Origin of the sequence: Streptomyces sp. CA-111067 (assembly GCF_050956065.1) — a bacterium.
In the GTDB taxonomy this organism is placed as follows: domain Bacteria; phylum Actinomycetota; class Actinomycetes; order Streptomycetales; family Streptomycetaceae; genus Actinacidiphila.
Window position 1 is genome coordinate 2,849,259 of sequence record NZ_CP192103.1, and the last position, 18,430, is coordinate 2,867,688.

16 protein-coding genes and 2 pseudogenes are annotated in these 18,430 nt (G+C 72.1%); 9 read left to right on the plus strand and 9 right to left on the minus strand.

All coding sequences use genetic code 11. From position 1 onward, the window contains the following. Positions 1-58: 58 nt before the first annotated feature. Positions 59-2,470, minus strand: a complete 2,412-nt coding sequence (locus ACQPW6_RS12340; protein ID WP_433889631.1) for an immune inhibitor A domain-containing protein — start codon at positions 2,468-2,470, stop codon at positions 59-61. Between the two features lie 371 nt (positions 2,471-2,841). Between ACQPW6_RS12340 and ACQPW6_RS12345 the strand changes: the two genes are divergently transcribed. After that, positions 2,842-3,204, plus strand: coding sequence for a hypothetical protein (locus ACQPW6_RS12345; protein ID WP_433889632.1), 363 nt, complete (start codon positions 2,842-2,844; stop codon positions 3,202-3,204). 7 nt (positions 3,205-3,211) lie between these two features. On the opposite strand, the gene ACQPW6_RS12350 is transcribed toward ACQPW6_RS12345, so the two are convergent. From ACQPW6_RS12350 to ACQPW6_RS12360, 3 genes are all read right to left on the minus strand, one after another. Beyond that, on the minus strand, positions 3,212-3,691 hold the full coding sequence (locus ACQPW6_RS12350) for an RDD family protein (protein WP_433889633.1): 480 nt from the start codon (positions 3,689-3,691) through the stop codon (positions 3,212-3,214). Positions 3,692-3,775: 84 nt separating this feature from the next. Then, positions 3,776-4,552, minus strand: coding sequence for an RDD family protein (locus ACQPW6_RS12355; protein ID WP_433889634.1), 777 nt, complete (start codon positions 4,550-4,552; stop codon positions 3,776-3,778). A 444-nt stretch (positions 4,553-4,996) separates the two neighbouring features. Beyond that, positions 4,997-6,322 (minus strand): RDD family protein, encoded by a 1,326-nt coding sequence (locus ACQPW6_RS12360; protein ID WP_433889635.1) that lies wholly within the window; start codon positions 6,320-6,322, stop codon positions 4,997-4,999. A 273-nt stretch (positions 6,323-6,595) separates the two neighbouring features. On the opposite strand from ACQPW6_RS12360, the gene ACQPW6_RS12365 reads away from it, so the two are divergent. After that, positions 6,596-7,075 (plus strand): SsgA family sporulation/cell division regulator, encoded by a 480-nt coding sequence (locus ACQPW6_RS12365; protein ID WP_433889636.1) that lies wholly within the window; start codon positions 6,596-6,598, stop codon positions 7,073-7,075. A 26-nt stretch (positions 7,076-7,101) separates the two neighbouring features. Here the strand turns inward: ACQPW6_RS12365 and ACQPW6_RS12370 are convergent, their stop codons facing one another. Next, positions 7,102-8,472: an FAD-binding oxidoreductase gene (locus ACQPW6_RS12370; protein WP_433889637.1), complete on the minus strand. Its 1,371-nt coding sequence runs from the start codon at positions 8,470-8,472 to the stop codon at positions 7,102-7,104. 53 nt (positions 8,473-8,525) lie between these two features. Then, positions 8,526-9,689, minus strand: a complete 1,164-nt coding sequence (gene hppD, locus ACQPW6_RS12375; protein WP_433889638.1) for a 4-hydroxyphenylpyruvate dioxygenase — start codon at positions 9,687-9,689, stop codon at positions 8,526-8,528. A 123-nt stretch (positions 9,690-9,812) separates the two neighbouring features. Here hppD and ACQPW6_RS12380 point away from each other — a divergent pair, with 123 nt between their 5' ends. From ACQPW6_RS12380 to ACQPW6_RS12410, 7 genes are all read left to right on the plus strand, one after another. Next, on the plus strand, positions 9,813-10,283 hold the full coding sequence (locus ACQPW6_RS12380; protein WP_433889639.1) for an Lrp/AsnC family transcriptional regulator: 471 nt from the start codon (positions 9,813-9,815) through the stop codon (positions 10,281-10,283). Between the two features lie 64 nt (positions 10,284-10,347). Further along, positions 10,348-10,995, plus strand: coding sequence for an ABC transporter permease (locus ACQPW6_RS12385; RefSeq protein ID WP_433889640.1), 648 nt, complete (start codon positions 10,348-10,350; stop codon positions 10,993-10,995). A gap of 58 nt (positions 10,996-11,053) precedes the next feature. After that, entirely contained in the window at positions 11,054-12,274 is a 1,221-nt protein-coding gene (locus ACQPW6_RS12390; protein WP_433894515.1) for a betaine/proline/choline family ABC transporter ATP-binding protein, read from the plus strand. Beyond that, positions 12,271-13,203, plus strand: a complete 933-nt coding sequence (locus ACQPW6_RS12395; RefSeq protein ID WP_433889641.1) for an ABC transporter permease — start codon at positions 12,271-12,273, stop codon at positions 13,201-13,203. Before ACQPW6_RS12390 ends, ACQPW6_RS12395 begins: the two co-directional genes overlap by 4 nt. After that, positions 13,200-14,225, plus strand: a complete 1,026-nt coding sequence (locus ACQPW6_RS12400) for a glycine betaine ABC transporter substrate-binding protein (protein ID WP_433889642.1) — start codon at positions 13,200-13,202, stop codon at positions 14,223-14,225. The genes ACQPW6_RS12395 and ACQPW6_RS12400 overlap by 4 nt, the downstream gene beginning before the upstream one ends. Positions 14,226-14,307: 82 nt before the next feature. Then, positions 14,308-14,997, plus strand: coding sequence for an ArsR/SmtB family transcription factor (locus tag ACQPW6_RS12405; protein WP_433889643.1), 690 nt, complete (start codon positions 14,308-14,310; stop codon positions 14,995-14,997). Next, positions 14,990-16,339 carry an MFS transporter gene (locus ACQPW6_RS12410; protein WP_433889644.1) on the plus strand — a complete coding sequence of 450 codons (1,350 nt, stop codon included), beginning with the start codon at positions 14,990-14,992 and terminating at the stop codon, positions 16,337-16,339. Before ACQPW6_RS12405 ends, ACQPW6_RS12410 begins: the two co-directional genes overlap by 8 nt. A 127-nt stretch (positions 16,340-16,466) precedes the next feature. Here the strand turns inward: ACQPW6_RS12410 and ACQPW6_RS12415 are convergent, their stop codons facing one another. The 3 genes and pseudogenes from ACQPW6_RS12415 to ACQPW6_RS12425 form a co-directional block, all read right to left on the minus strand. Next, positions 16,467-17,264, minus strand: coding sequence for a S16 family serine protease (locus tag ACQPW6_RS12415; RefSeq protein WP_433889645.1), 798 nt, complete (start codon positions 17,262-17,264; stop codon positions 16,467-16,469). 160 nt (positions 17,265-17,424) lie between these two features. After that, positions 17,425-17,601 (minus strand): annotated as a pseudogene (locus tag ACQPW6_RS12420) (IclR family transcriptional regulator); the annotation flags it as partial. A 255-nt stretch (positions 17,602-17,856) separates the two neighbouring features. Continuing rightward, positions 17,857-18,309 (minus strand): annotated as a pseudogene (locus ACQPW6_RS12425) (IclR family transcriptional regulator); the annotation flags it as partial. Between the last annotated feature and the right edge of the window lie 121 nt (positions 18,310-18,430).

Sequence of the window (18,430 nt, forward strand, 5' to 3'; positions counted from 1 at the left end):
CGACGGCCGAACGCAGCGTTTCCGCAGGTCAAACGATGTGTGTACAGCAGGGTGGTGACTACCGGTGAGCGGGGCTCACCAGGAGTGTCATGCTGCTGCCGTCCAGCGGTTCACCCACGATGGAGATCCGGGTGTTGGTGTCCGGCACCTTGACGCTGCCGGTCGGGTTGGACGCGTCCCAGTAGCTGCCGTAGTGGTCGTCGAAGACCGGCGTGCCGAACTTCGCCTTCACCTTGGCCGCGGCCCCGTCGTCGTGCAGGGTGAAGCCGTCGGTCGGGTACCAGCTGAAGGGCGAGTCGTACGCCTGGATGCGGTTGCGCATGATCGTGCCGTCCGACCACTTCTCGGCCTTGGGGTGCGCGTCCACCGGCAGGATCTCGCCGCTGCCGGGGTGGATGCCCACGTTGTTGTCGGCCTGCGAGGTGTCCCACAGCCAGACCAGCAGCCCGTTCTGGTACGGGAAGTGCTCGACCTTCAGCGGGGTGTCGGTGAGCCAGCCGAAGTTGTACGGGCCGGTCTTCAGCGTCTTGTCATAGCTGACGTACTGCCGGTTCTCGGCGATGTAGAACTCCGGGTAGTCGTTGGTGAACGACGCCCCGATCCGCGAGAAGCCCTTGGCCGTCCAGCCGTTGTCGTCGGTCTCGGCGCCGTCGGTGACCACGGGGGCGCCGTCGGCGGTGACGCTGATCGCGTCGGCCGCGAAGCCCTGCTGCGCGACGCCGCCGTCGGTGAGGTAGCGGAAGCGCAGCTGGATCTGCTTGCCGGCGTAGGCGTCGAGCGGGAAGGTCAGGTCCTCGTACGCGCCGCTGGTGCCGGTGAGCGCCGGGTTGTCGCCGCCGTCGCGCGGGATGGCCTTGCCGCCCGCGGTGCCGTCCAGCGCGCTCCAGTTGGCGCCGCCGTCGGTGGAGACCTCGGTGTAGAGGTAGTCGTAGTTCTCCTCGATGTCCCACCAGCCCTTGAGGGTCAGCGAGGCCGAGGTCTTGCCGGTCAGATCGACGGGCCTGGTCAGGGTGTTGGACAGGTTGTCGCCCATGCCGCTCCACCACTGCTTGCTGCCCTCGGCGGGCGCGGTGATGGTGGTGGTGACGGCCTTGTCCGGCAGTTGGACCACCAGGGCCTGTTTGTCCTTGGTGTTGTACTCGGCGACGCCCAGCTTGGTCAGCGAGGTCTTGCCGGCCTTGGCGGTGCCGTAGTTGAGCCAGCCCAGCTGGAGCTTGTCCCAGGCGCTCATGTCGTCGGGCAGGTCGCCGATCGCGTTCTTGCCGGTGCCCATCCAGGACCCGGACGACATCAGCGACCAGAAGGCGACGTTGGACTCGCCGACGTAGGTGGTGTCGTACTCGTCGGGCAGGCCGAGGTCGTGGCCGTACTCGTGGGCGAAGACGCCGAGTCCGCCGTTCTCCGGCTGGAGGGTGTAGTCGCCGACCCAGATGCCGGTGTCGCCGATCTGGGTGCCGCCGGCCTTGTCACCCTCGGGGCCGGTCTTGCCGGCGTCGGTGCCGTAGGCATACCAGCGGTGCGCCCACAGCGCGTCCTCGCCCTGCGCGCCGCCGCCGGCCGACTCGTCGGCTCCGGCGTGCACGATCTGGAAGTGGTCGATGTAGCCGTCGGGCTCGTTGAAGTTGCCGTCGCCGTCGTAGTCGTAGCGGTCCCACTGGTCGTACTGGGAGAGGTCGGCCTTGATCTGCGCGGAGGTACGGCCCTGCGCCTGCTGGTCGGCGACGTAGGCGGTGGTCGCGTCGCGGATCAGGTCCCAGGCGCTGGAGCAGGTGCTGCCGCCGCACCAGTTGGAGCCGTAACGGGCCTCGTTCCAGGGCACCTTGACCCAGGCGGAGACCTCGCCGTCCACCGAGTAGCGGCCGGAGGACTGCTTCTCGTAGTAAGTGGCCAGCGAGTCGGCGCCCTTGGCGTGCGAGAAGTACAGGTCCTGGAAGTGCTGCTGGTTGTAGTCGGCCTGCCAGGCGGTGCTGTTGTCGGTCTTCGGGTCCGGCTTGGCGATGGTGTTGTGCGCCGGGCCGGGGTCGCCGCCGTACTTGGGCGCCGGCGGCTCCGGGCCGTCGGGGCCGTCCGGGTCGTAGGTGGTGGTGGTGTCCACCTGGTCGCCGAACTCGGCGAGGATGGTGAAGATCTTGTCGGTCTTCTCCCGGTCGAGCTCGACGTACTTGCTCTTCTTGCCCTTGCCCGAGCCGAGTTGGACGACCTTGGACGCGCCGCGCTGCTGCACGGTGGCGTCGCCGGAGACGACCTGCTGGAGCGCGGCGGAACGTTCCGCCGACTGCTGCTCGCTGAACGGGCCCGGCAGGTTGTGCGCCTGGTTTCCTGCCGGGTCGTGGCTGACGGACGTGGCCGCCGGGTGGGTGCCGGCCGGTGCCGCCGCGTGCGCTCCGGCGGCGGTGACCGCGGGCAGTCCGAGCACGGCTATCGCCACGGCCAGGGCAGCTGGACGGGTGATCCTTCGCTGTCTCTTCAAGATTACTTGACCTCCCCTTGGGAAAGGCCATTGCATCGGAGTGCGGCGAGAAAAAACAGACCTTGACTTGTCCATGGCAGCCCAGTACGTTGACCGGTTTCCGGACACCGCTCATCGGACACCCGCGCGCTGAGGGCCAGTTGACGCCGACGGCCCGTCAGGCGCCGGGCGCCAGGCGGAGCGCGACCGTCCGGTTGTCGCCGTGCCAGGCGCACATGCGACCCCGTGCGCCCCCCGTGCTCCGGGCCAAAGGTAAGGTCATGCTTACCCGGTCTTCGCCCCGGGCATGTCGAACCGTAGAGTCATTCCGTCAGCCTTGAGCAATCCGTCAGCGCGCCCCCGCTTCGACGAATCCGAGGACGGTTCCCCCGATGCCACGTCCTGCCAGAGCACGTCTCGCGGCAGCTCCCCCGCTGCCCGTCCGCCCCACCGCCGCCCAGCTCCTGTGCGGTTGTTCGGCCGTCGTCCTGTCCACCTTCGTGGCGCTGTGGCTGTCGGACGTACGTTCCGGCGCCGGAGTCGTCGCCATCGCGGCCGCCGGCCTGGTGCTCGGCGTGGTCGTCGCGGTCGCCGCCGCGGCGGTGGCGCCCGCGCGGGCCGCCGCCCGCCGCAGTCCGCTGCCGGCCACCGGCTCGCACGTCGTCCACAGCCACACCGCCGTACCGATGCCCCGTACCCGGGTGGCACGGCCGGCCACCGAACCCCGGGTCGGTGAGCACTCGCTGCCCCGCTGAAACCGGCTCAGACGGCGGCCACGACCACGGTCTTGGCCGCCTTGTCGTGCAGGCACTGCCGGTAGGGCTTGTCCCACACGCACCACAGCGAGTTGAGCGCCCAGAACAGCGGGCCGATCAGGATCGACACCAGGACGCCGGGCAGCGCGTAGACCGCGGCGCGCAGCCAGCCCGCCGCGCCGGCCGGCACGGCGCCGTCGGCCAGCCGGGCGGACCGTATCCGCAGCGCCATCTTGCCCAGCGTCTGGCCGCGGGCGGTGGTCATGCCGCCCTCGTAGGCGAAGTACAGGACGAACGTCAGCACGCCGACGAGCAGGTTGCGCCCCGAGCCCGCGTCCGACGGGTGGGCCATGTCGCCGCGCAGCAGCGCGAAGCTGACCACGACGTCGAGGGCGAGCAGCACGACGATGTCGATCAGCCGCGCCAGGAAGCGCTGGAGCAGGGTGGCCAAGGGCGGCATTCCGGACGGCACTTGGTCTGCGGTCATGGCCTTCAGTAAATCAGCGAAGGCTGTGCGCGGGACAGAGTGCGGTACGGGGCGGTGACGGCTTGGGGTCGGGGTGCCGCGGCGTCAGGCGGCCTCGACGACCACCGTCTTGGCGGCCTTGTCGTGCACACCCTGCTTGTACGGCTTGTCGAACAGCACGGTGATCCCGATGATCAGGAACCAGAAGAAGCTGCAGCAGAACGCGGGCAGCCACAGCACCAGGGCGCGCAGCGCGGCGGCGTTCGGGGTCGGCACGGTGCCGTCGGCGAGCATCGCGGCGCGCAGCTTCATCAGGCGCTTGCCGAGGGTCTGGCCGGTGGTCTTGGTCAGGTACCACTCGTAGACGAAGCCGATCACGGCGGTGAGTACACCGCCGATGGCGGACCTGCCGCTGCTGAAGTCGTCGGTCTGCACCCCGCCGGCCGCCCAGTCGATCAGGCCGGCCGGGACCAGCACGATGACGATGTCGATGATCCGGGCGACCACCCGCCTGCCAGCGGCGGCCAGCGGCGGCATCCCGGCCAGCGGATCGCCGCCGGCGCGCGGATCCTGCCCGCCGTACGGTCCGCCGGGGCCGTCGTACGGGTTGCCCCCGCCGGGACCACCGGGACCACCGGGACCGCCCGGCCCGTACGGATTGCCCGGGCCGCCGGGCCCGACCGGGCCTCCCGGGCCGTACGGGTCGGGGCCGACCGGTCCGCCGGGCGGCGGCGGGTTGCCGTAGGGGTTGCCGGGCGGCGGCTGGTTCGGCGGCGGCTGGTCGTACGGCGAGCCGCCGTTCGCACCCGTCCCGCCGCCGCCCTGCGACGGCTTGGCGAACGGATCGTCGGGCGCCCCGTGCGGTGGCTGATCGCTGCTCATACCCCGAGTCAAACCCCGCCCGGCCGAGCCCGCCCGCGAGAGCGACCCGTTCGGGGTACGGCGGACTCCCCGCACCGCACGCGCCCGGAGACGGGCCCCGCAGGGGCGCGAGGAACTGCGCCACCAGCCGAGGCGGTGGCGCGCCTCACCACCGGCCCGAAGGGGCTGGTCCTGCCGTCCCCCGACCACCGGCAATCGGCGGCTGGCCGCGCAGTTCCCCGCGCCCCCGGGAAAGCCGGGAGCACCCGCACGCGCACAGCGACGAGCCCCGCAGGGGCGCGGGGAACTGCGCCACCAGCCCACGACAACGGCGCGCCTCACCACCGGCCCGAAGGGGCTGGTCCTGTCCTCCCCCGACCACCGGCAATCAGTGGCTGGCCGCGCAGTTCCCCGCGCCCCCGGGAAAGCCGGGAGCACCCGCACGCGCCGGGTGCGGCGGGGCGGTCAGACGCCGGCCACGAACGTGTGGGACGCCTTGTCGTGCCAGCACTGGCGCCAGGGGCGGTCGAACAGGCACCAGGCCACGTTGAGCAGGCCGATCACCAGGAGGTTGAGGACCGTCTGGGTCAGCCAGCGGCGCAAGCTCGCGCCGAAGCCAGGCGGGAGCTGGGTCTCGATGTCCAGGACCTTCAGGCCGACGAGCTTCTTGCCCGGGGTGCGGCCCCACTTCGCCGTCGGCAGCACCTCGATCAGCAGGCTCGCCACCAGCGCCACCGCGAGCACCGCGCCCAGCTGCGTGCCGGTGGTGCCGTCGATCAGCCAGACCTTCACTGTCTGGCCGGTGAGCTTGGCCTGGTCGACCTTGTCCTTCATGTGGTGGTACGCGGACGTGCCCAGCGGTACGGCGGCGGCGCCGGTCACCGCGAGCAGCAGCACCGTGTCGACCACCCGCGCGGCGAACCGCCGGATCAGGCCGCCCGGACGCGCCTGGGACAGCGAGCTCCCGAACGGGTCACTGGCCACCGGACGCCACGGCACCACGGCCTCGTCACCGCTGCTGCGCGCCAGCTCGTGCACCTGGTTCGCCCACGGCGGCGCGGCGCCCGGACCGGGCGCGGGCGACGCGGCGGGTGACGCGTGGCCCGAATCGGCCTGCCACGGCGGCGCGGCGGCCGAGCCGGGCGCGGAGGACGCGGCGGGTGACGCGTGGCCCGAGCCGGCCTGCCACGGGGCCGGCGCGGGAACGACGGCCCCGGCCTCGGGCCGGCCGGTCGCCGGCTCGACCCGCTGCGACGGACCGGGACGCCCGGGCTCGGGCCGCGCCGGCAGCGGCGACTGCTGCTCGGGCACCGCCGAGACCGGCGACCCGGTCGGCGCGCCCCACGAGATCCGGGGCAACTCCTTGTGAGCGGCGGGCGCCACCGGTCCGCCCGCGCCGCGCGGCTCCCCGGCAGCCGGCCAGGCGGGCCCGGCCCCGGCCCCGGCCCCGGCCCCGGCCCCGGCCCGCGGATCGTCAGCCGCGTGCTCCGCCCGCGGGCTCCCCGCGCCGAGTTGGGCGATCGGCGCGCGCGGGTCCTCGTCGAGGAACATCGGCCCGGACTCGTCCATCGCGGGGCCCGCGGCGGCGGCCGGGGCGCCGCCGGACTGCGCCGGGACGCCGCCGGCCGCGTCGGCGGGCTCAGCCGCGCCCGGCGCGGGCCGGCTCGTCCCCGGCACCCAGGCGGAGCCGTTCCAGTACCTGATGTAGTCCGGGATCGACGGATCGGGGTAGTAACCCGGCACCGGAGCGGCGGCGGACGAACCGGCGGAGCCAGAAGGAGGTGCGCTCATGGTTCACGGGTTCCGTATCTGCTCGTCCGGGGGTGTGCGACCTCCACATCTACCAGACCGGCGGGCCCGTCCGTGCCCGCGCCTGTGCACACCGCTGTCTCCCCTACGTCTTTACCCCTCCGCGCCCCCTCGCGCCCGGGGTTCTGCGAATCTGAACCGAATCGCTGAAAGTCGCGTAATGGTTGGAGAGGCACGCGCTCTCTCCAGGTGCACGCCCCGAACCGCGAAACCCGCCAGAAGGGGCCACCGCGCCAAGGAAAGGACGTCCACGCGATGCAGACCGTGGTGGAACGGGAACTGGAAATGCAGCTGGTGCTGTCGCCCGAGCGCAGCATCCCGGTACCGGCCAAGCTGGCCTACCGCACGGAGGATCCGTTCGCCGTGCACTTCACCTTCCATGTGAACTCCGACGCGCCGGTGAACTGGACGTTCGCCCGCGAGCTGATCGTCGAGGGGGTGTTCAGGCCGTGCGGGCACGGTGACGTGCGGATCTGGCCGACGAAGGTCAACGGCCGCAGCGTGCTGTGCCTCGCGCTCAGCTCGCCGGACGGCGACGCGCTGCTCGAAGCGCCCTCGTCGCCGGTGGCGGCCTGGCTGGAGCGCACCTTGCGGGTGGTGCCGCCGGGCACCGAGCACGAGCAGCTCGGCATGGACGACGGCCTCAACCAGCTGCTCGCGCCGACCGCCGGGGACGAGCTGTGGCTGCGCGACCCGTGGCGGGGGAAGGACGACACGCCGGACACGGGGGCGTGAGCGGAACCTCCCGCGGGCGGGGCCGGTCAGAACATCTTGCCCGGATTCAGCAGTCCGAGCGGGTCGAAGACGGCCTTGACGCCGCGTTGCAACTCCACGCCCGTCGGGCCGAGCTCGCGGGCCAGCCACTCCTTCTTGAGCAGGCCCACGCCGTGCTCGCCGGTGATGGTGCCGCCGAGTTCCAGGCCCAGCGCCATGATCTCGTCGAAGGACTCGCGGGCCCGCGCGGACTCGTCGGGGTCGTGCGCGTCGAAGCAGACCACGGGGTGGGTGTTGCCGTCGCCCGCGTGCGCGCACACCCCGATCGTCAGGCCGTACCTGGCGGCGATGGCGGCCGTCCCGTCGAGCATGTCGGCGAGCTTGGCGCGCGGCACGCACACGTCGTCGATCATCGTGGCGGTGGACACCTTCTCCAGCGCGGTGAGCGCCAACCGCCGCGCCTGGAGCAGCAGTTCGGACTCGGCGGCGTCCTCGGCCGGGACCACGTCGGTGGCGCCGGCCGCGGTGCACAGCGCGCCGAGCGCGGCCAGGTCGGCGGCGGGGTCGGCGGTGTCGAAGGCGGCGAGCAGCATCGCCTCGGTGCTCTCCGGGAGGCCCATGTTGGCCATCTTGTTGACGGCGCCGATGGTGGTGGCGTCCATCAGTTCGAGCAGCGACGGTACGTGGCCGCTCTCCATGATCGAGCAGACCGCGGCGCAGGCGTCCGCGGTGGAGCCGAACTCGGCGACCAGGGCGAGCTGTTGCGGCGGCGCGGGCTTCAGCGCGAGCACCGCCTTGACGACGATGCCCAGGGTGCCCTCGGAGCCGACGAACAGCCGGGTCAGGTCGTAGCCGGCCACGCCCTTGGCGGTGCGGCGGCCGGTGGACAGCAGGCGGCCGTCGGCGAGGACGACGTCGAGGCCCAGCACGTACTCGGCGGTGACGCCGTACTTCACGCAGCACAGGCCGCCGGCGCCGGTGCCGATGTTGCCGCCGATCGTGCACATCTCCCAACTGGACGGGTCCGGCGGGTAGTACAGGCCGCGCTCGCCGACGGCGCGGGACAGGACGGCGTTGATGACGCCGGGTTCGACGACGGCGATCCGGTCGACCGGGTCGATCTCCAGGATGCGGTCCATCTTCGCCAGGGACAGCACGATGCAGCCGTCACTGGCGTTGGCGCCCCCGGACAGCCCCGTCCGCGCGCCCTGCGGCACCACCGGCACGCCCGTCGCGGTGGCGGTCCGCATCACGTGCTGCACGTCCTCCACGCTGCGCACGACCACAACGACGCCGGGCACGCCGGCCGCCGAGAAACTCGCCATGTCATGGGCGTACGCCCCGGTGACGTCCGGATCGGTGAGTACGGCCCCTTCCGGGAGCCCCGCGGCCAGCTGCGCTATGACGTCGTTGTCCATCCCCCCACTTTCCCACGCCCCCGGCGTGACCAGGGGCGCGGGTTCGGCGGGGACTACAGGTTGCCGCGGAGTTCCTGCTCGCGCTCGATCGCCTCGAAGAGTGCCTTGAAGTTGCCCTTGCCGAAGCCCATCGAGCCGTGGCGCTCGATCATCTCGAAGAACACCGTCGGCCGGTCCTGCACCGGCTTGGTGAAGATCTGCAGCAGGTACCCGTCCTCGTCGCGGTCCGCGAGGATCTTCAGCTCGCGCAGCTCCGCCAGCGGGACGCGGGTGTCGCCGACCCACTCCCCCAGCGTGTCGTAGTACGAGTCGGGGGTGTCGAGGAACTCCACGCCCGCCGCGCGCATCGCGCGGACCGACGCGACGATGTCGTTGGTGGCCAGCGCGATGTGCTGGACGCCGGGGCCGCCGTAGAACTCCAGGTACTCGTCGATCTGCGACTTCTTCTTTCCCGCGGCCGGCTCGTTCAGCGGGAACTTGACCTTCAGCGTGCCGTCCGCGACCACCTTGGACATCAGCGCCGAGTACTCGGTGGCGATGTCGTCGCCGACGAACTCCTTCATGTTGGTGAAGCCCATCACCTGGTTGTAGAAGCCCACCCACTCGTTCATCCGGCCGAGCTCCACGTTCCCCACGCAGTGGTCCACGGCCTGGAAGAACCGGCGCGCGGGCGGCGTCGTCAGCGGGGCGGACGCGGCGAAGCCGGGGAGGTAGGGGCCGTCGTAGCCGCTGCGGTCGACCAGGGTGTGCCGGGTCTGGCCATAGGTGGCGATGGCGGCGAGCACCACCGTGCCGTGCTCGTCCTTGAGCTCGTAGGGCTCGGTGATGCCGGTGGCGCCGTGCCCGACGGCGTAGTCGTAGGCGGCGCGGGCGTCCGGCACCTCGATGGCGAGGTCGTAGACGCCGTCCCCGTGCGCGGCGACGTGCTCGGCGAGGAACTTTCCGTGCTCGGTGACGGGCTTGATGACGGAGGTGAAGACGAACCGGGCGCCGCCGGACTCCAGTACGTAGGTGGCGGTCTCCCGGGTGCCGTTCTCCGGGCCGGCGTACGCCACCCGGCGCATCCCGAACGCGGTGGAGTAGTAGTGCGCGGCCTGCTTCGCGTTGCCCACGGCGAAGACGACGGCGTCCATGCCCTTCACCGGGAAGGCGTCCTCGGACTGGGCGGTCTCGGCGGTCTCAGTGGCAGTGGTCTGCGTGGCACTGGTCTCAGTCATGGCAAAAGCGTCTCGCCGCCTTTCATAGTGCGCAACAGTTCCCGTTTTGGCTGGACAGGCTGTACAGCACAGGCCACGATCGACGGGTCAATCTGTGCAGGATGACCATGGGGGTACGGGCCGATGGCGATCGACGAACTGGACGGCCGGCTGATCACGCTGCTCGACCTGGAGCCGCGGATCGGCGTGCTGGAGGCGTCCCGCCGGCTCGGGGTGGCCCGCGGCACCGTTCAGGCCAGGCTCGACCGGCTGCGGGCCAATGGGGTGATCCGCGGGTTCGGCCCGCAGGTGGACCCGGCGGCGCTGGGGTATCCGGTGACGGCGTTCGCCACGCTGGAGATCAAGCAGGGCCAAGGGGCGGACGTGCGGGCGCACTTGACCACCGTGCCGGAGGTGCTCGAACTGCACACCACGACCGGGCAGGGCGACATGCTGTGCCGCCTGGTGGCCCGTTCCAACGCCGATCTCCAGCGGGTGATCGACCGGGTTGTCGGCTTTGATGGCATTGTCCGGGCCGCCACGGCGATCGTCATGGAGAACCCGGTCCCGCTGCGGATCATCCCGCTGGTGGAGCAGGCGGCACGGGACACGTAGCGGCGCGGGGCAGTCCCCCCGGCGGCGCGGCACAGGCAGCGGGACACGGAGGAGGCCGGCGGGGGTGAGCTTCTGGACCTACGTCTCCAACCGGCACCAGCAGCTGCTGACCGACGCCTTCCAGCACGCCAGCGCCGTCTTCCAGTGCATGGTGCTCGCCACGGTCATCGGCGTGCTGATCGGGGTGCTGACGTACCGCAGCGAGTGGGCCGGCAACCTCGCCGTCACCTCGACCTCGGCGATCCTGACCATCCCCTCGCTGGCGCTGATCGGCCTGCTGATCCCGATCCTGGGCCTGGGCGTGCCGCCGACGGTGACGTCGCTGACGCTGTACGGGCTGCTGCCGGTGGTCCGCAACTCGATCGTCGGGCTGCGCGGGGTGGACTCCACGCTGGTGGACGCCGCCAAGGGCATCGGTATGTCGCGGATCGCCCGGCTGCTGAAGGTCGAACTGCCGCTGGCCTGGCCGCCGATCCTCACCGGCATCCGGGTGTCCACCCAGATGCTGATGGGCATCGCCGCGATCGCCGCCTACGCCTCGGGCCCTGGCCTGGGCAACGAGATCTTCCGCGGCATCGCCTCCCTGGGCAGTGCGAACGCGCTGAACGAGGTGCTGTCGGGCACGCTCGGCATCATCATCCTCGCGCTGCTCTTCGACGCCGCCTACGTCGGCATCGGCCGGCTGACCATCCCGAGGGGGATCCGTGCCTGAGCAGACGCAGCCGGAGACGGACGGGGGCAAGGAGCCGGGCCGGGAGGCGCAGACGGCGGTGGCCGGCGCCACCATCGAGCTCGACGGCCTCACCAAGCGCTTCTCCGGCAGCCCGGAGCCGGCGGTGGAGAGCGTCAGCATGGAGATCAAGGCCGGCGAGACGGTGATCCTGGTCGGCCCGTCCGGCTGCGGCAAGTCCACCACGCTGCGGATGATCAACCGGCTGATCGAGCCGTCCTCCGGCCGGATCAGGATCGACGACCAGGACGTCACCGACATCGACCCGGTGAAGCTGCGCCGCAAGATCGGCTACGCGATCCAGTCCTCCGGGCTGTTCCCGCACATGACGGTCGCCGACAACATCGCGCTGGTGCCGAAGATGACCGGCTGGAGCAAGTCCCGGGTGAAGGACCGGGTGGAGGAGATGCTCGACCTGGTGGGCCTGGACCCGCGCGAGTTCCACGACCGCTACCCGCGGCAGTTGTCCGGCGGCCAGCAGCAACGCGTCGGCGTGGCAAGGGCGTTGGCCGCCGATCCACCGGTGCTGCTGATGGACGAGCCGTTCGGCGCGGTCGACCCGATCACCCGGGACCACCTCCAGGACGAACTGATCAGGCTCCAGCACGAGTTGCACAAGACCATCGTCTTCGTCACCCACGACTTCGACGAGGCGATCAAGCTGGGCGACCGGATCGCGGTGCTCCGGGAGAAGTCGCACATCGTGCAGTTCGACACCCCCGAGGCGATCCTCACCAACCCGGCCGACGAGTTCGTGTCCGGCTTCGTGGGCGCGGGCGCCGCGCTCAAGCGGCTTAACCTGACCCGGGTCCGGGACGTGGAGATCGCCGACTTCACCGCCGTGACCGTGGACGAGCCGCTCCAGTCGATCTTCGACCGGCTGCGTACCAGCCGGCACAACGAGCTGCTGGTGCTCGACGCCCGCCGCCGCCCGTACAAGTGGCTGCGGCGCGGCGACCTGATGCGGGCCCGCGGCTCGCTGGCCCGGGCCGGCACGCTGGTGACGCACACGGTGACCAGGGACGCGACGCTGCGGGACGCGCTGGAGGCGGTGCTCACCGACAGCGCCGGCCGGGTGCCGGTCACCGGGCGGCGCGGCGAGTTCATCGGCGTGGTGGACATGGAGACGCTGATGAACTCCGTGCAGGAGCTGCTGGAGGCCGACCGGCTGACCGCCATCGAGCACGGCGAGGAACTGGCGGAGTTGAAGGGGCACCAGGAGGGCCACCAGGACGACGACGCCGGGGAGCCGCCGGTATGAGCGCCCCGCCGCCGGAGCCCCGGGGGAAGCACGCGGGGCCGGGACGGGGCGGCTCCTGGCGGGCCGAGGAGTACGACCTCCACGGGCCGGCCGTCCGCGACCGGGAAGGCGGCGGTGCGGGCGACGGTTCGGGCGACGGCCCGCAGGACGACTCCGGGGCCGGGCAGCAGGCCGCCCGCGGGAAGCCCGCCCCCCGCCTGACCTGGAAGAAGCTGGTGATCACGCCGGTGGTGCTGGCCGCCGCGCTGCTCGCCACCTACCTGTGGATCACCAACATCTCCCTGGACGCGGTGGCCCACAACTCGCTCGACAACGGCAACGTCCAGCTGCGGCTGTGGCAGCACGTCAAGCTCACCGCGATCTCCACCTTCTGGGTGCTGGTGATCGCCCTCCCGCTGGGCGTCGCGCTGACCCGGTCGCGGCTGCGCAAGGTCGCCCCGGTGGTCACCGCGCTGGCCAACATCGGCCAGGCCACCCCGGCGATCGGCCTGCTGGCACTGCTGGTGATCTGGCTGGGCATCGGCGCGCAGACCGCGATCATCGGCATCGTGGCGTACGCGGTGCTGCCGGTGCTGTCCAACACCGTCGCCGGGCTGCGGGCCATCGACCCGACGATGGTGGACGCGGCCAAGGGCATCGGCATGTCGGCGGCCGGCGTGCTGGCCAAGGTCGAACTGCCGCTGGCCGTACCGCTGATCCTGGCCGGGGTGCGCACCGCGCTGGTGCTCAACGTGGGCACCGCCACGCTGGCCACGTTCGGGGGCGGCGGCGGGCTCGGCGACCTGATCACGTCGGGCATCGTCACGCAGCGCATGCCGGTACTGATCCTCGGCTCGATCCTGACGGTGGTGCTGGCGCTGCTGGTGGACTGGCTGGCGTCGATCGCGGAGGCGCTGATGCGGCCCCGCGGCCTGGAGGCGGGCACATGAGGCGCCCGGGTGCGAAGCGCGGCGCGGGTACGGGGCCCGGTCCGCGGACGGCGTTCGGTCCGCGTACGGCGGTGGTCGCGCTCGCCGGCGCGGCGCTGCTCGCCTCCTGCGGGCTGACCAGCGGCAGCCCGCTGGTGGCGGACGTCAAACCGGGCACGCTCGGGCGCGGCGAGCCGCTCAAGGGCGCCTCGCTGGTGATCACGTCCAAGAACTTCAGCGAGAACATCATCCTGGGCGAGATGATCGGCATGGTCTTCAAGGCGGCCGGCGCGAGCGTGCTGGACCGCACCAACATCACCGGCTCCATCGGCGCCCGCGAGGCGGTCAAGTCCGGCCAGGCGGACGCCATGTACGAGTACACCGGCACCGCCTGGATCACGTACCTGGGGCACACCGAGCCGATCAAGGACCCGCACGCGCAGTGGCAGGCGGTGCACGACGAGGACCTCAAGCACGGCCTGACCTGGCTGCCGCCGTCCACCCTCGACAACACCTACTCGCTGGCGATCAGCCGGAAGAACAACGCGAAGTACCACCTCAGGACGCTCTCCGACGTGGCCGCGCTGGCGAAGAAGAACCCCGGGGCCGTCACGCTGTGCGTGGAGAACGAGTTCGCCTCCCGGCAGGACGGGCTGCCCGGCATGCAGAAGGCGTACGGCATGAACATCTCCAGCGGCCACATCCAGAAGATGGACGCCGGGATCATCTACACCCAGGTCAACAAGTCCAACTCCTGCCTGCTCGGCGAGGTGTACACCACCGACGGCCGGATCAAGTCCATGCACCTGACGGTGATGGAGGACGACAAGGGCTTCTTCCCCAACTACAACGCGGCGCCGGTCATCTACAGCAAGACGTTCAAGAAGTACCCGGTGATCGCGAAGCTGCTGGACCCGGTGAGCGCGAAGCTGACCACCGCGGTCGCGCAGGAGCTGAACGCCAAGGTGGACGTGGACGGCCAGGACCCGCAGGACGTGGCCAAGGACTGGCTGATCGAGCAGGGGTTCATCAAGAAGGGCTAAGGGTTGCAAGGATTCGGGGTTGCAAAGATTGTTTTGCAGCCAACCTCTTGCAAAGCAATCTTTGCAATCTTAGCCTGCCGCTGTGACCGACAACCCCGCGGACCAGATCCGCGCTCTCGACGCCCGCTCGCTGCGCGGCCTCGCGCACCCGCTGCGGATGCGGATGATCGCCGCGCTGCGCGAGTTCGGACCCGCCACCGCGTCCCAACTGGCCGACCGGATGGGCGAGTCCAGCGGCGCGACGAGCTACCACCTGCGGCAGCTCGCCGCCTACGGGTTCATCGAGGACGACCCGGAGCGCGGCGTCGGGCGCGAGCGGTGGTGGAAGGTGCGCTACCGGGGCACCCGGTTCGACAACGTCGAGGACTTCCTCCAGCACCCGGACCCGACGGTCAGGGGCGCGATGAGCACCTTCCTGTACGAGCACGCGGCCGCGCACGCCGAGCAGGTCAGCACATGGCTCGGCACCATGCACGAGTGGCCGCAGGGGTGGCAGTCCACCTGGGACATGAGCGACTGGACGCTGCGGCTGACGCCGGAGCTCGCCGAGCAGATGATCAACGAGGCGGCCGCGCTGATCGAGAGCTACCGCGAGCGGCTGGCGGAGGCCGAGGCGAAAGCGGGGGCGGCGGCCGGTTCGGCGGCCGAAGCGGCCGGCCCGGACGCCCCGGGCGCTCCGAACCCCCCGGACTCCGCACCCGGTGACGGCGAGGCCGCCGGCCCCGCCATGGTCCGGATCCACCTGCACGCGTTCCCCCGGTCCGATGCCTGACGGCGCCGGCATAGCCGGCCGGGACCGGCGACCGCTGGGCGTGCTGCTCGCCGCCAACGTGATCTCGATCGCGGGCAGCATGCTGACCGTCGTCGGCGTCCCGTGGTTCGTGCTGGAGACCACCGGCAGCCCCGCCAAGGCCGGCCTGGTGGCGTTCGCGGCCACCCTGCCGGTGGTGATCGCCGCGCTGCTCGGCGGCCCGCTGATCGAACGGCTCGGCTACACCGTGACCAGCGTGGTGTCCGACGCGGTCTGCGCGGTGGCGGTGGCGGCCATCCCGCTGCTGCACATGGCCGGGCAGCTGTCCTACGGGACGCTGCTCGCGCTGGTCGCGGTCAGCGGGCTGTTCCACTCCCCCGGCGAGACCTCCCGCGAGGTGGCGATGCCGCTGCTGGCGCGCCGGGCGGGCACCACGATCGCGCGGGCGTCCAGCGCGTACGAGAGTGCGTCACGCGGCGCCCGCATGCTCGGCGGCCCGCTGGCCGGCGTACTGATCGCGACGATCGGCGCGGCGAACGTCCTGCTGCTGGACGCGGCCTCGTTCGCCCTGTCGGCGCTGCTGATCGGCTGCTGCGTGCCCGGCGGCCTGCGGGCCGAGCCGCGACGGAAGGCGTCCCGGAGCGCGAAGGGGCCCGACGAGCCGCAGGAGCCCAAGGAACCCAAGGAGCAGTTCACGTGGAGCGGCTACCGGGCCCAACTCCGCGAGGGATACACCTACTTGCTCCGGGCCCGGCTGCTGCTCGCGGTCGTCGTCATGGTGATGATCACCAACGCCCTCGACCAGGCGTGGTCCTCCGTGCTGCTGCCGGTGGACGCCCGGAGGAACCTGGGCGGTTCGGTGAGCCTCGGCCTGGTCAGCGGCACGTTCGGCGCGGCGGCGCTCATCGGGTCGCTGCTGTACGGGGTGTTCGGCCACCGGGTGTCCCAACGCGGCCTGTACATCGGCGCGTTCCTGGCCTGCGGCTTCCCGCGGACCGCCGTCGGCGCCTTCGTACCGGGGCTCGCCCCGCTGCTGGTGACCTGCGCGGTGTGCGGCCTCGCGGCCGGCGTGCTGAACCCGATCATCGGCACCGAGATGGTCCGGCTGGTGCCGGAGCGGCTGCGCAGCCGGGTGTTCGGCGCGGTCACCTCGGGGGTGCTGGTGGCGGTGCCGCTGGGCGGGCTGCTCGGCGGCTACCTGGTGCAGTACGCGGGGCTGACCACCGCGATGGCGACGGTGAGCGCGGTCTACCTGCTGACGACGCTGAGCCCGCTGGTCACCCCGGCCTTCCGGACCTGGGCCGCCGCGCCGGACCCGGAGCAGGCCGGGCAGGAGCCCGCGGAGCAGCCGGCGGCGGCCTGAGCGGGGCCCTCTCCACGGGTGCCTGCGGCCCGAAGGGCCTCCGGCCGCCCCAGGTGCCGGTGGGCGAGGAGCCTCCGGCGGTCCTCCGGGGCGCCACGGCGGCCTCCAGCGGCCGTCCCGCGGCCCGTCAGCAGGCCGGGGTGGCCTTGCCCGCGTCGAGCGCCGCCAGAGCCGCCAGCGTCCCGTCCAGCGTGTCCACCGGGATCAGCTTGAGCCCGTGCGGCAGTTGGGCCTTGGCGTCCGTGCACTCGCCGCGCGGCACGATGAAGACCGTGGCACCGTCCCGGCGCGCGGCCTGCTCCTTCAGCGGCACCCCGCCGACCGCGCCGACCTTGCCCTTGTCGTCGATGGTGCCGGTGCCCGCGATGGTGCGGCCGCCGGTGAGGTCGCCGCCGTGGCCGTTGCCGCTGACCTTGTCGATGATGCCGAGGGTGAAGAGCAGGCCCGCGCTGGGCCCGCCGACGTCGGCGAGCTGGAGGTCCACCGTCACCTTGGACGGTGCCAGGCCCAGGTGGTGCAGCGCCGCCGTGGTGGCCGCGTCCTGCGACTGGGTCATCTCCTTCTGGTTGGCCTTCTCGATGTCCTTGACCGACCCGCCGCTGGGGTAGACCGAGTCGCGCGGCATCGCGGCCTGGTCCTTGGCGAACCAGGCGTGCCACACGTCGGACAGGTGCACCGAGGCGTTCGGCTGGGTGGCCGCGATCGTCACCATCCGCAGCTGGCCGCTGGTCTCGCGCAGCGGGGTGCCGGTGACGGTGATCACCTGGGTGCCGTCGCGCGCGCCCAGCACGTCCGCCGTGAGGCCCGGCTCGACGATCGAGACCGGCAGCGGCGCGAAGGCGGCCACGGCCAGCAGCGCGGCCAGTACGGACCCGCAGAGGGTCAGCGCCGTGGCGCGGCGGGACAAGGCGGAGCGGAAGGACATGCGCCCGACCTTATTTCACCGGTGCCCCGCGCTCCCACCCGGAGCCCGGCTCCCGGTGGGCACGGGCGCCGGCTCCCCCCGTGAGCCCGCCCCCGCTTCCGCGGGCGCCCGGCGCCCGCTCCCCCTGGACCCGGTGCCGGGCAACGTCCGCGCGGGCGCCTCAGCGCAGCGCGTCCGCGACCTCGGTGGCCGCCTCCACCACCCTGGGGCCGACCCGCTCGGGGACGGCCTCGGCGAGCATCACCACGCCGACGCTGCCCTCTATGCCCGGTACGCCGAGCAGCGGGGCCGCGGCGCCGCTGGCGCCGGCCTCGAGCTCGCCGTGGGTGAGCACGTAGCGGACCTGGTCGGCGGCCGTCACGGCGCCGGTGCTCGCCGTCGTGGCGGTGCCGTTCACGGTGGCCGTGGTGCCGTTGGCGGCGGCGGTCCCGTTCACGCCGGCGGTGGAGCCGTTCGTGCCGCCCGCGCCCGTGACGCCGGGCAGGCCCTCGCCCGTACGGTCGACGCCCAGCAGGTCGTCGGCGGTGCCGCGCCCGGGGCCGTCGGGCTCGTCGTCGTCGGTGTAGCGCTCCCAGCGGCTGCCGTCGGCCGTCGGCTGCATGCCGCGGCCGGCGAGGATCGCCCGGCCCGCCGCGCCCCGGTCGAGCGGGTGCCGGAAGCCGGTGCGGTAGGCCACGTGGTAGTCGGTCCAGGTGGGTTCGACCACGGCGACGGCCAGCGCCTCGCTGCCGTCCACCAGGGTCAGATGGGCGGTGGCCCCGATGTCCTCGGCCAGCGAGCGCAGCGCGGGCAGTGCCGCCTCGCGCAGCAGCGGGTGCACCTGGTGGGCCAGGCCGAGCACGCCGAGACCCACCCGGGCCCGGCCGCCGAGGTCCCGGCGGACCAGCGAGTGCTGCTCCAGGGTGGCGAGCAGCCGGTAGACCACCGTGCGGTTGACACCCAGTTTGGCGGCCAGTTCGGTCACGGTCAGGCCGTGGTCGGTGTCGGCGAGCAATTTCAGGACCCGTAGGCCCCTGTCGAGCGTTTGAGACGTCTCCGCGGTCACGACGCCCCCTCCTCGTGAAATCGGCGGCGCATCTCACGGCGGTACGCACTGCCGGTCCCGCGGCAGTGCGCGGAGAGGCCGCCGGTGATCGGTATTTCCGGCTGCACCCCGCGGCTGCTCT